The organism is Acinetobacter sp. AR_0276, assembly GCF_003000705.1.
Taxonomy (GTDB): domain Bacteria; phylum Pseudomonadota; class Gammaproteobacteria; order Pseudomonadales; family Moraxellaceae; genus Acinetobacter; species Acinetobacter nosocomialis.
In genome coordinates, this window is sequence record NZ_PSQO01000004.1 from 605,421 (window position 1) to 618,475 (window position 13,055).

11 protein-coding genes and 3 tRNA genes are annotated in these 13,055 nt (G+C 38.7%); 8 read left to right on the forward strand and 6 right to left on the reverse strand.

What is annotated here, in order from left to right:
• The first annotated feature begins 148 nt into the window (after nucleotides 1-148).
• Together CSB87_RS03765 and CSB87_RS03770 are read left to right on the forward strand one after the other, a co-directional pair.
• Nucleotides 149-2,419 carry an NADP-dependent malic enzyme gene (locus tag CSB87_RS03765; protein WP_002052468.1) on the forward strand — a complete coding sequence of 757 codons (2,271 nt, stop codon included), beginning with the start codon at nucleotides 149-151 and terminating at the stop codon, nucleotides 2,417-2,419.
• A 91-nt stretch (nucleotides 2,420-2,510) separates the two neighbouring features.
• Complete coding sequence (locus CSB87_RS03770) at nucleotides 2,511-3,749, forward strand: multifunctional CCA addition/repair protein (RefSeq protein ID WP_031952957.1); 1,239 nt, start codon at nucleotides 2,511-2,513, stop codon at nucleotides 3,747-3,749.
• A 49-nt stretch (nucleotides 3,750-3,798) separates the two neighbouring features.
• Here the strand turns inward: CSB87_RS03770 and CSB87_RS03775 are convergent, their stop codons facing one another.
• The gene (locus CSB87_RS03775) at nucleotides 3,799-4,974 is read right to left on the reverse strand and encodes a S1C family serine protease (protein ID WP_002052780.1); all 1,176 of its coding nucleotides are present in this window, start codon (nucleotides 4,972-4,974) and stop codon (nucleotides 3,799-3,801) included.
• Nucleotides 4,975-5,167: 193 nt separating this feature from the next.
• On the opposite strand from CSB87_RS03775, the gene CSB87_RS03780 reads away from it, so the two are divergent.
• The 6 genes from CSB87_RS03780 to CSB87_RS03805 all read left to right on the forward strand — a co-directional run bounded on the left by CSB87_RS03780 (nucleotide 5,168) and on the right by CSB87_RS03805 (nucleotide 7,764).
• Nucleotides 5,168-5,926 (forward strand): Nif3-like dinuclear metal center hexameric protein, encoded by a 759-nt coding sequence (locus CSB87_RS03780; protein WP_031952960.1) that lies wholly within the window; start codon nucleotides 5,168-5,170, stop codon nucleotides 5,924-5,926.
• 147 nt (nucleotides 5,927-6,073) lie between these two features.
• Entirely contained in the window at nucleotides 6,074-6,700 is a 627-nt protein-coding gene (locus CSB87_RS03785) for a superoxide dismutase (protein WP_000208083.1), read from the forward strand.
• Between the two features lie 147 nt (nucleotides 6,701-6,847).
• Nucleotides 6,848-6,923, forward strand: a tRNA-Asn gene (locus tag CSB87_RS03790).
• A gap of 8 nt (nucleotides 6,924-6,931) precedes the next feature.
• Nucleotides 6,932-7,007: transfer RNA gene (locus CSB87_RS03795), tRNA-Asn, on the forward strand.
• A 181-nt stretch (nucleotides 7,008-7,188) separates the two neighbouring features.
• Nucleotides 7,189-7,264, forward strand: a tRNA-Asn gene (locus CSB87_RS03800).
• Nucleotides 7,265-7,320: 56 nt separating this feature from the next.
• Entirely contained in the window at nucleotides 7,321-7,764 is a 444-nt protein-coding gene (locus CSB87_RS03805) for a DUF2726 domain-containing protein (protein ID WP_017393161.1), read from the forward strand.
• Between the two features lie 10 nt (nucleotides 7,765-7,774).
• On the opposite strand, the gene CSB87_RS03810 is transcribed toward CSB87_RS03805, so the two are convergent.
• The 5 genes from CSB87_RS03810 to glnA form a co-directional block, all read right to left on the reverse strand.
• A complete protein-coding gene (locus tag CSB87_RS03810; protein WP_004886133.1) occupies nucleotides 7,775-7,975 on the reverse strand; it encodes a hypothetical protein in 201 nt (66 codons plus the stop codon).
• A gap of 107 nt (nucleotides 7,976-8,082) precedes the next feature.
• On the reverse strand, nucleotides 8,083-9,540 hold the full coding sequence (locus tag CSB87_RS03815; protein WP_031952962.1) for an alpha/beta hydrolase family protein: 1,458 nt from the start codon (nucleotides 9,538-9,540) through the stop codon (nucleotides 8,083-8,085).
• 115 nt (nucleotides 9,541-9,655) lie between these two features.
• Nucleotides 9,656-10,534 (reverse strand): 4-hydroxybenzoate octaprenyltransferase, encoded by an 879-nt coding sequence (ubiA, locus tag CSB87_RS03820; protein WP_002052447.1) that lies wholly within the window; start codon nucleotides 10,532-10,534, stop codon nucleotides 9,656-9,658.
• Entirely contained in the window at nucleotides 10,531-11,040 is a 510-nt protein-coding gene (locus CSB87_RS03825) for a chorismate--pyruvate lyase family protein (protein WP_002052747.1), read from the reverse strand. Before CSB87_RS03825 ends, ubiA begins: the two co-directional genes overlap by 4 nt.
• Before the next feature lie 126 nt (nucleotides 11,041-11,166).
• A complete protein-coding gene (gene glnA, locus CSB87_RS03830) occupies nucleotides 11,167-12,582 on the reverse strand; it encodes a type I glutamate--ammonia ligase (protein ID WP_002052696.1) in 1,416 nt (471 codons plus the stop codon).
• Nucleotides 12,583-13,055 lie beyond the last annotated feature (473 nt).

Here is a 13,055-nt window from a genome sequence, read left to right on the forward strand (position 1 = left end):
TTAGCATTTAGCTCACTACGGGGCTATTGGCAATTCGTCTACTATTCTCTTAATTGGTAAAAATTAAAGCAAAGTAAACGAAATGAGTTGCCTCCCCCTAAATGAGTGATTTGACTAGTTTGCTTTTTTGTATCAAATAGAGACTCAGATGGACGATCAATCTTTAAAACAGGCCGCTTTAAATTACCACGAATATCCAAATCCAGGGAAAATCAGCGTCACGCCTAGTAAGCAACTCGTCAACCAACGAGATTTGGCTCTAGCTTATTCACCAGGGGTTGCTGCTCCATGTTTAGAGATTGAACGTGATCCTTCAGCTGCTGCAAAATACACAGCGCGTGGTAACTTAGTTGCTGTTGTCAGTAACGGTACTGCGGTTCTTGGTTTAGGTAACATCGGTCCATTAGCTTCTAAACCGGTAATGGAAGGTAAAGGCGTTCTGTTTAAAAAGTTCGCTGGTGTTGATGTATTTGATATTGAAATTGCTGAAAACGATCCAGATAAAATCGTTGATATTGTTGCTTCATTAGAACCAACTTTTGGCGGCATTAACCTTGAAGATATCAAAGCACCAGAATGTTTCTATATTGAGAAGAAACTTCGTGAACGCATGAAAATTCCTGTGTTCCATGATGACCAACACGGTACAAGTATTATTGTAGGTTCAGCATTATTAAATGCTTTACAAATCGTTAATAAGAAAATTGAAGAAATCAAAATCGTTGCTTCAGGTGCAGGTGCTGCTGCCCTTTCTTGTTTAGATTTACTTTGCGCGTTAGGCGTAAATAAAGAAAATATCATTGTTGCCGATTCTCGTGGTTTACTTACGACTTCACGTGAAGGCTTAGATGAATCTAAAAAGCGTTATGTACAAGACATTAAAGCGACTCAATTACATGAAGTAATGGCTGGCGCAGATATGTTCTTAGGTCTTTCAGCTGCAGGTATTCTCACCAAAGATATGGTGAAACAAATGGCTGAAAATCCAATTATTTTTGCATTAGCAAACCCAGATCCAGAAATTCTGCCTGAACATGCACATGAAGTACGTCCTGATGTCATTATGGCAACTGGTCGTTCGGACTACCCGAACCAAGTAAACAATGCGTTATGTTTCCCTTATATCTTCCGCGGTGCACTTGACGTAGGTGCTACAACAATTAACGAAGATATGAAAATTGCATGTGTACACGCAATTGCACGTATGGCTCACGTAGAAGCTGACGCAGCTACTTATGGTGAAAAATCTGCTTCATTTGGTCGTGACTACTTAATTCCACGCCCACTTGATCAACGCTTAATTTTAGAAATCGCACCTGCTGTTGCTAAAGCAGCAATGGATTCAGGTGTTGCAACTCGTCCTATCGAAGATTTCTCTGCATATCGTCAAAAACTTTCTGAGTTTGTTTATAACTCAGCATTCTTGATGAAACCAATCTTTGCTCAAGCAAAAACAGATCCTAAACGTATTGCATATGCTGAAGGCGAAGATGAGCGCGTATTACGTGCTGTTCAAATTGCAGTTGATGAAGATTTAGCTAAACCAATTTTAGTTGGTCGTACTGCAGTCATTGAAGCAAACATCAAAAAATTAGGTCTACGTTTACAACACGGTGTAAATATTGAGATTGTAGATCAAGAACAAAACCCGATGTATGAAGAGTTTTGGAAAGACTACTACCAAACAATGCAACGTAAAGGCATTACTGTTGAATATGCTCAACGTGAAGCTCGCCGTCGCTCAACTTTAATTGCATCTCTTCTGGTTAAATTCGGCAAAGCAGACGGTATGTTATGTGGTACTTACAGTAGCTATAACATTCACCTTGACTTCGTACGTAATGTCATTGGTCTTAAAGAAGGTATGAATAACTTCTTCACGCTAAATGCATTAATGCTTGAAGATCGTAACTTGTTTATTGCTGATACGTATGTAAATACTAACCCGACTGCTGAACAACTTGCTGAAATGACAATTTTAGCAGCTGAAGAAGTACGTCGCTTTGGTATTACACCACGTGTAGCTTTACTTTCTCACTCAAGTTTCGGTAGCGACCAGACTGATTCAAGCGCTCAAAAAATGCGTGAAGTTTATCGTATTTTATCTGAGCAAGCTCCAGAGCTTGAAGTTGAAGGTGAAATGCATGGTGATGCAGCATTAGATGAAAGCATTCGTCAATATGCTTTCCCAGGTTCACGTTTCAAAGGCTCAGCAAACTTGCTTATTATGCCGAACCTAGATGCAGCAAACATTTCATTTAACTTGTTAAAAGCAACTTCTGGTAACAACGTTACAATTGGTCCAATTTTGCTAGGTGCTGCTAAACCAGTTCATATTTTGACACCTACAGCGACGACTCGCCGCCTTATCAATATGACTGCTTTAACTGTTGCTGAAATTCAACAACAAGAAAAGTAATTTAGAAACTGCTTTTTACGAAAAGCATCTCTAATCACTTGAGAAAACCTCTATTCTGTAGCATGATTGCTTGAAGAATAGAGGTTTTTTCATGCAAGTGTATTTAGTAGGCGGTGCCGTCCGAGATTTTTTACTTGGGCATCCCTATCAAGAAAAAGACTATGTTGTTGTCGGTGCAACGCCGGAACACATGCTCGCCCAAGGTTTCCAGCCTGTAGGCAAAGATTTCCCTGTGTTTCTTCATCCTCAAACCAAAGAAGAATACGCACTTGCACGAACCGAACGAAAGTCTGGTCAGGGATATCATGGGTTTCAATTCTTTACTGATACAACCGTAAGTTTAGAAGACGACTTAATTCGCCGTGACTTAACAATTAATGCAATTGCCATGGATCAAGATGGCAAAATATATGATCCATATGGTGGTCAAAGCGACTTAGAAAATAAAATTCTACGTCATGTTTCAGAAGCATTTGCTGAGGATCCCCTACGGGTTTTGCGTGTCGCTCGTTTTGCTGCACGATATTTTCCATATGGTTTTCAAATTGCGCCAGAGACTTTGCAACTTATGCAAACCATGGCAGAGTCAGGTGAACTAGATGCATTAACACCAGAGCGTGTTTGGAAAGAGACCTCTCGCGCTTTAATGGAAACGCATGCAGATATTTATTTTCAAACTTTGCGTGATTGTGGCGCATTAAAACATCTTTTCCCTGAAATTGATGCTTTATTTGGAGTACCTCAACGTCCTGAATATCATCCTGAAGTAGATTGTGGCGTTCATACCCTTATGTCATTACAACAAGCTTGTAAATCGAATTACTCACTCGATGTACGTTTTGCTGTTTTAGTGCATGATTTAGGTAAGGCTCTTACTCCAGCCGATGAGCTTCCTCGTCATATCATGCATGAAGAACGTGGAATTAAACCAGTTACTCAATTATGTGAACGTTTAAGAGTCCCAACGCAAACCAAGCAGTTGGCATTATCAGTGTGTAAAGAACATTTGAAATGCCACCAGATTATGTCATTAAAGCCAGGTACTTTATGGCGTCTATTACAACGCTTAGATGTTTTACGTCGTCCAGAAAGAGTAGAAGCTTTTGTCCAAGCCTGTGAATGTGATGCAAAAGGCAGATTAGGACTAGAAGACCGTCCATATCCTCAAGCTCAATATATGCGTGAAGCCATGCAGATTGTTCGCTCTATTAAAGTTCAGGATTTACCTGACAACATTAAGGGTGCAGAAATTGGTGAAATGCTCATTCAATATCGAATTGAGGCTTTAGCTGAGTTTAAAAACCAACATCAAAGTTTTAGCCATTCTTAATCAGTAGTCATAAAAAAAGCCTCACGATGAGGCTTTTTTTATTGAGGTTTTAACGTTTAGGAAGCGGGATATACTGAGATTGAGTATTTTGCGCTTTTCGCTCGCCCACAGTCACAACAAAGTTTTGTTGTTTACCATCTCGTTCAACCAATACATTAATTTCACTATTTGGCGCCTGTAAAGCAACGTAGTTAATCAAATGAGAAGCCGAAGTAATCGGTTCATTATTCACCTGAACAATTTTATCACCCACTTTAATACCCGCAGAAGCCGCTGGACCATTTTTTAATACATCAGCAACGATTACACCAACTGGTGGTTTTGGTGCCAATACATCGTCTTGTGTTGGTGGTAGTAAACTAATACCTAACCAACCACGGACCACACGGCCATCTTTTAAAATTGAGTTAAGTACTTGTTGACAAACCTTCGCGGGAATAGCGAAACCAATACCTAAAGAGCCACCTGATTGTGAAAAAATAGCCGTATTCACACCAATCAAGTTACCAGCAACATCAATTAAGGCTCCCCCTGAATTCCCAGGGTTAATTGCTGCATCAGTTTGAATAAAGTCTTCATAGGTATTAATACCTAAATCTGATCGACCTGTCGCTGAAACAATACCTTGAGTTACCGTTTGTCCTACACCAAACGGGTTACCAATTGCTAAAACAACGTCACCCACTTCATTACCACTTAATTTAAATGGCAATACTGGCAGTTTATCTAAATCGATTTTAATAACTGCCAAATCTGTATCTGGGTCAGTCCCCACAATTGTAGCTTCTGCACGGCGTCCGTCATGTAAAGCAACTACGATCTGGTCAGCTTGGGCAATCACATGGTTGTTGGTTAGAATATAACCATCAGCACGAACAATAACCCCTGAACCTAAGCTATTTTCATTTTGCTGTTGTTGTTCGGGAACCTGATTTCCAAAAAATTCACGGAAAACTGGATCACTTAATAAAGGATGATTTTGTTTAACTTTCTGGGTCGTAAAAATATTAACAACTGCCGGCGCTGCAACTTTTACCGCAGCACTATAAGATACCACCCCACCCGTTCGAGAAGTATTCACCAGAGGCTCAACTTTCTCAGCAGGCATTTGCACCCCATCAACTGCAACAGTTGGTTTCGGCTGATGGTATTTTTGCCATGCAATAAAACTGGCAATTACAATAATAAGTAACACCCAAGGTAACCATGTAAAGGTGCGGCGCACGTTCATATCCTCTACGCAAAGAAGTTTTTAATTAAATTAATATATTGAACAAAAAGAGTTTTCAGTTAAGCATTTTAAATTAAATATGTCGATATACATAAAAAAGTCAAAAAAGATTTGTCTAGCTTTAGTTACACAACAAAATATGTTTCTATAGCTTTAGCAACTTTTACTACTCAATTCAGGAAATATCATGGCAAATTTGCATGAAATTATTCAGTGGTGCGACCAAACCTTAAAAGCAGCAGAATTTAAAGATTACGCACCAAATGGCCTGCAAATTGAAGGTTCAACTGAAGTAAAACGTATTCTTTGTGCAGTGACTGCTTCTGAAGATGCAATTGATGCAGCTATTGCTCAAAATGCCGATCTATTACTTGTACACCACGGTTATTTTTGGAAAGGCGAACCGTATCCTATTACTGGTATGCGAGGCAACCGCATTAAAAAACTCATTCAAAATAATATTTCATTAGTCGCTTATCATCTACCTTTAGATGCACACCCATCTTTGGGCAATAATATCGCCATTGCAGAAAAGCTAAACTTGCAAAGCTTAGAACCACTCGATTTAACCGAGAAACATCCAATTGGTAACATTGGTTATTTAGAACAAGCACTTTCTGTAGATGACTTTAAAGCAAAACTACAAAACAGCTTTGATTTTAAAGTGATTCACTTACCAGCCGAGAAGAAAACGATTCAAAAAGTAGGTTTCTGTACAGGCGGTGCTCAAGATTTTATTGCTAAAGCTGCTTTGCAAAACTGTGATGCTTATATTTCAGGGGAAGTCAGTGAACGAACTTTCTATGAAGCAAAAGAATTAGGTGTTCATTATTTTGCCTGTGGTCACCATGCAACCGAACGTTATGGAGTCCAACGTTTGGCACAAGCCATTTCAAAACAGTTCACAGTTGAATCTGAATATTTTGAATTGAATAATCCGATTTAATTAAGTCTTTTTTTCAATCTGTGTTATGCGTATTAATTAGATCTTTATTGTGTATAGTTCTTTAAAACGATGCCCTATTGTTAACAGAATCATTTACAATAGAGCCACTTAATATTGTATAACCCAGCAAATGCAAGGAATAGGAACATGACAACCATTACTTTACCTGCACTTCCATATGGCTATGATGATTTAGCGCCACATATCAGTAAAGAAACTTTAGAATACCATCACGACAAACACCACAACACCTATGTTGTTAACTTAAACAACTTAATCAAAGGCACTGACCTTGAAGGTAAAACTTTAGAAGAAATCATCAAAGCAACTGCTGGTGACGCATCTAAAGCTGGTATTTTCAACAATGCTGCTCAAGTTTGGAACCACACTTTCTACTGGAACAGCATGAAGCCAAATGGTGGTGGAAAGCCTACTGGCGCAATCGCTGCTAAAATCGACGAAGCTTTTGGTAGCTACGAAAAATTTGCAGAAGAATTTACTGCTGCTGCAACAACTCAATTCGGTTCAGGTTGGGCTTGGTTAGTTGCTGATGAAGTAAACGGTAAACTTTCTATTACTAAAACTTCAAATGCAGACACTCCACTTGCACATGGTCAAATTGCTGTATTAACAATTGACGTATGGGAACATGCTTACTACATCGATTTCCGTAACTTACGTCCTAAATACATCGCAACTTTCTTAGAAAGCCTTGTGAACTGGGACTATGCAAATGCAAAACTTGCAGGTCAGCCAGCTGGTGTAGAGAAATAATTTTATTTCTTTATAAAAAAACCACCCTCTTTAGGGTGGTTTTTTTATTTTTAAGGCAACAAAAGCATATTAATCAAGCAAACGATTCATTTTCTTTAATATTCTTATTGACGCTTTTAGATTTCATCCATAAAATGCGCATCAGATTCTCCAATAGCTCAGTCGGTAGAGCGACGGACTGTTAATCCGCAGGTCCTTGGTTCGAGCCCAGGTTGGAGAGCCATCTACTAATCTCCCATAGCTCAGTCGGTAGAGCGACGGACTGTTAATCCGCAGGTCCCTGGTTCGAGCCCAGGTGGGAGAGCCAAGATTCTAAAAGCCCGCATTTATTGCGGGTTTTTTCTTTTCTAATCATCTAATAACTTTCTATTATTTTGAATAAAATCAATGTTTCGTGTATTTTTAAGCCAAACGATTAGATATTCTCACTAATTCTGCTATTAAGGCTTGACCCAGCCCCCTTTCCTGCCTAAAATCCTTTTCCAGATTCTCCCATAGCTCAGTCGGTAGAGCGACGGACTGTTAATCCGCAGGTCCCTGGTTCGAGCCCAGGTGGGAGAGCCAAGATTCTTAAAAACCCACTCATTACGAGTGGGTTTTTATTTGTATGATGTTGTCACATGTTCGAATCGAGTCACTTATTTTTTATTATTTTAGGTTGCTTAAGCACCTGTATTTTTCTTGTTGTTTGTTTACGTCCCTATTTATTCCCAAAACAAAAATTCTTTGCTCGTCCTGTCATTACTAATTTTGAAACTCAAATGTTTATACGTCTAAAACAGAGTTTCCCAAGTTGCCATGTTTTAGCGCAAGTGGCGTTTAGCGCATTAATCACCAGCAATGACTATAAGGTTCGTAGCCAGTTCAATCGTAAAGTTACCGACTTTGTTTTGCTTAATGACAAAATGGAAGTAATTGCTATTATTGAGTTAGATGACCCTACTCATCTTGAAAAAGCAGAAGAAGACCGTCTACGCGATCAAATGCTGACAGAAGCCGGATATATCGTAAAACGTTATACAAGCATACCGAGCGTACGCCAACTACAAAGAGATATTCATTGAACAGCTAATGCTATTTCTTATCTGAATTTGCAGCCTCTTTTTCAGCTATTCTTTTTTCCATTTCTATACGTTGCTGCTCATATTGTTTTTTATTCTTAGCATCACTCTTTGCAGCCAAGAAAAGTATTCCAATAATTAAAAAAGGAATAAGTAAACCCAACCCCATTAATAACCAAGGAACAGATTTTTTTTCAACTGATTGCTGACTCATAAGTGATTTAAACTCGAACATCATTAATTTTAAGCTATGTAACAATATAACAAAAAAGAGCCTATATAAAGGCTCTTTTCTTAAGCTAAATGCTAGTTAAATAAAACTTAGAACTTACCTGTACAGTGCGGGCTTTGGCTAGCATCTTTCTGTGCATCAGTTAGAACAATACCGGTACCTGCTGACATATTCGTTTGAATAAAATCTACGGCATTTGCATTTTGACATACGATTGCTTGTGTATGAGTCGCATTCGGTACAATGGTTAAGTTATATCCCTTATCGTACCCAGCTTGAGGGAAAAATTTCAAAGCATTCGCTTTCATATTTGCGAATAAGGCTTGTGTTACTACAGGCAATACTGCTTGATCTTTTTCACCTTGAATAATAAATACAGGTGCTTTAATAACTTTTTCAGCTGTAGCATTCGTTGCAGGTTGAGTCGATGTTAAAAAACTTTGAACTACTTGATCGGTCTTGAATTTATTTAGATCAATACCGTACTGTGAAATTTGATGTGTAGGATCAGCCAAGAAAGCTAGGATTCCTGCTTTAAATTTCTCCTGTAAACCATTTGCAGTATCAGGTGCAGGATAACTTAGACATGTACCATCATCTCCTGTACGACCATAAGCCAATTCTGCAATATCAGCTGCCCCTGATGTAAAGATTGACTTCAAATCATAATTTGGTTGCTGTGCTTTAATCCCAGCGCTTGCAAAAGCAGCATATGCTAACAATTCGGCATATCCTTCTGCAGTTTTATCAATTGTTGGTACAGCAAGCGCCAGTGGATCATTTGGAGACATTTGCCCTGCAGCAATCGCTGCATCAATTTGTCTACGCGCTATAATTGCCTGATCTAGCTTACTAACTGCAAAATTACTATCTTGATTCATTGCAGGATCAATATAAATTTGAATAATTGTGCCCAAGCTTGATGCCGGCGCCCCAGCTACAGCACCTTTATAACTTGTATCTGTATTGGCGAATTCAGCAGTACCTAATGATGCATGTCCACCTTGTGATTGGCCAATTGACATCCAATCGCCTTTCAACTGATTTCCATAATGGTCTTTTGCTGCCTTGACTGCTGCTAATGCAGATTTTGCTTCACTAGATAAGTTTAAGTACGGATGTACACCTGGCGTACCTAAGCCCTCATAATCTGGTGCAATAATCACATAACCTGCTGCTAATAAGTTTTCAGCTAAAATTTTAAATCGCGGATTAATTGCATTTTTACTTGGCGCGCAGCTATCTCCTACTCCTACAGTTCCATGCTCCCATACAACCACTCGATAACCATCTTTAGGTTGCGATGCTTTTGGGAACAATACCATAGCAGTAGCAGTGGCTGTTTTTCCCTGCACATTTGTCATGTTATAAGTCATGACTTTAATTGATGAAGCATTATCAACTTTATCTATAGCGTAATTACTTTCAGACAAAAAGGTCTTATTTGAATCTATCCCAGTGTAATCGTCATTGTTGTCATTACATGCTGTAAGAAATAATGCTGAAACCGATAATGTTATAGCTAAAGCAATTTTTGACCGTTTCATAAAATATCCTTTTTATGTTATGTGTTATTTATTCCGCATAATTTTTATGCACAAATATTAAGACATAAAAAAAGTGCTCTGCATAGAACACTTTTCAACCTCACGGTCATTTTTACTATATGAAATTTAAAAATATTCCTAGAAAAATGATTAATCCTACCCAGCGATTGTGACGAAATGCCCAGAAACAAACCTGAGGGTTGCGGTCTTTAGTTTTAATTGTTTGATATATAAAATCGAATGCCACAACAATTAAAGCAACGATTGCCCATGGAAATAAGATATTTTCTAAATATAACGCCGTTCCTATCAAGACAAGACTGGTTGCTTGTAGGAGTGCAATAATCTGGATGTCATATCGACCAAAAAGAATAGCTGTAGATTTCACACCAATCTTTAAATCATATTCACGGTCTGTAATTGCATATTGAGTATCATAAGCCACTGTCCAAGCCAAATTACCAAAATACAGCAGCCAGCAAGTCAGATCTGGAGTTTTACCTACCGCAGTAAAGGCCATTGGAATTGACCATGAAAATGCTGCTCCTAAAAAAACTTGCGGTAAGTTGGTGTAGCGTTTCATAAATGGATAAATAAACGCTAAAAATAATGCGCCAAATGACCAATAAAAAGTTTCTATAGGTAAAAAGAACAAAAGACATGCACTTGCTAAAACAAGACCTAAGAATACGTATACTGCTTCCCTCGCACGAATGACACCTGTTGCCAAAGGACGAGTTTTTGTACGCTCTACATGACCATCTACTTTACGATCAGCAAAGTCATTAATCGCACATCCAGCAGCGCGCATAAAAATAACGCCTAAAATCATGACGAATAAAATACCTAAATTCGGTATTCCTTTTGATGCAACCCAAAGTGCCCACATGGTTGGCCAAAACACCAGTTCTGTACCAATTGGCTTATCAAATCGGCATAGATAATAATAAGCTTCTAAACGCTGACGCCATGTTGTACCTGTTGCAGTCGTCATAGTAATTCCTTGTCGTGCTGCTGATATAAAAAAGCTTCAAAAGCCGGTAAGAATGTTTCTTGAACAATAAATTTACACCCATGCCAAGTATAGCAACTTTGTCGCGTCCAGCCTTCTGGTAAGCGAATAACACGGCGATCACACAGTGGCGTAGTTCTTTGAAATAAAAAACGACCTATCGGTTTAGAACCAATATGCTGAAATATACGGGCTTTTTTTTGTAAACTTCGAATTGGAAAAATACTTTTTGCTTTAACCCAAGGTTCCACTTCACAGCCATATAAATATGTTTCCCTTACCCATGAAGTATGAGTATGAGGCATATTCATCCATTGACTGTCTGCAAAAGTTAAACGCTGAAAGTGTTCTTTAAAAGGTTTTACGCTGAACTGTCCACCGCCAAGTTCAGTCAATTGTTGGGTCAGAGAACCAGACGCATACAACCATGTTTTCAATGCAGGATTTAACACTTCTTCCTGTTTAAGTACTGGTTGTCGTTTACGCATAATCTGCTCACATGAAAACTCGCACCTAGTTTACCCCAATTTTTTGATAAAAAACGTAGAGAATTCAATCAACATTCCAAGCAATAAAAAAAGCCTGCATAAGCAGGCTTTTTTACGAAATACGTATTACAAGCTGTAGTACATATCGAATTCAACTGGGTGAGTAGTCGTGTTAAGACGACGTACATCTTCAGTTTTAAGTTCAATATATGCATCAAGCATTTCTTTAGTAAACACGCCGCCTTTTAACAAGAATTCGTGATCTGCTTGAAGTGCTTCAAGAGCCATATCTAAGCTATGAGCAACTGTTGGGATTTTTGCTTCTTCTTCTGGAGGAAGATCATACAAGTTCTTATCAGCAGCTTCGCCCGGATGGATCTTGTTTTGGATACCGTCGATACCAGCCATTAACAATGCAGCGAAACCTAAGTATGGGTTCATCATTGGGTCTGGGAAACGAGCTTCGATACGCTTACCTTTAGGGCTAGAAACGTATGGAATACGGATAGACGCAGAACGGTTACGCGCTGAGTAAGCAAGCATAATTGGTGCTTCGAAGTGAGGAACCAAACGCTTGTATGAGTTTGTAGATGGGTTTGTGATTGCATTCAATGCACGAGCGTGCTTGATGATACCACCGATGAAGTACAACGCCATTTCTGAAAGACCAGCATATTCATCACCAGCAAACAAGTTCTTGCCATCTTTAGAGATAGACATGTGAACGTGCATACCAGAACCGTTATCACCTACCATTGGTTTAGGCATAAACGTAGCTGTTTTTGCATATTGATGTGCAACGTTCCAAACAGCATATTTGAACTGTTGAACTTCGTCAGCTTTACGAACAAGAGTATTGAAGCTCACACCAATTTCTAACTGGCAAGAAGCAACTTCATGGTGATGTACTTCTACACGACCTGGGCCCATGATATCTTCGATTTTTGCACACATTTCTGCACGCATATCTTGTGAAGAATCAACTGGAGGAACTGGGAAGTAACCGCCTTTAACACGTGGACGGTGACCAGAGTTACCAGACTCATAATCTTTACCAGTAGACCAAGCAGCTTCTTCAGCGATTAATGTATGACGAGCGCCAGACATATCGATGTCCCATTTCACTTCGTCAAATACAAAGAATTCTGGTTCTGGACCGAAGAATGCAGTATCACCGATACCTGTAGATTTTAAGTATTCTTCTGCACGGCGAGCAATCGAACGTGGGTCACGCTCATAACCTTGACCAGTTGAAGGTTCAATAACGTCACAAGTCACAACTACAGTTGGTTCAGCAAAGAACGGGTCGATGAAACCAGTTTCCGCATCTGGACGTAAGATCATGTCAGATGCTTCAATACCTTTCCAACCAGCGATTGAAGAACCATCAAACATTTTACCGTCTTCAAAAGTATCTTCATCAATAGAATCAGCTGGGTAAGTTACGTGCTGTTCTTTACCCTTAGTATCAGTAAAGCGAAAATCGACCCATTTTGCGCCACTTTCTTGTATGAGTTGAAGGACCTTGTTCGCCATGCTCATTTTGCTCCAATGAAATTTTGTTGCACTTGTTAAGTGCGTGTTAGTTGCTGGTATTTATTAAGCAATTCTCATACCAACTTTATAAGACTTACCTAAAACATTGAATTACTTATAAGTATTCATGATTTAGGCCCCTTGTCTTGAACCCATTATACTGTTTGCTTGTGCAAATGCACCATATTCACACATTTTCAAATTATGGCATATTTAAATAGCTTATTATTGCCCTAATTTAGTGCAAAATTGTTGCACTGATATAATCCGCTGCATCAATTTCTAACAGTCGTTCATGATCATAATACTTTCTTATATATAATGTTGAGATTCTTATTAGATTACACAAAAAATATTTATGCTTTTTAAAGTATTCATTCTCACTCATTTTTAGGTTGTTTAGATGACTTAAGCGCCTTGGTTAAGCCATCCAAGTAAGTTCTTTATTGTTTATTTACAATCTACCAAATAGTTTTCAT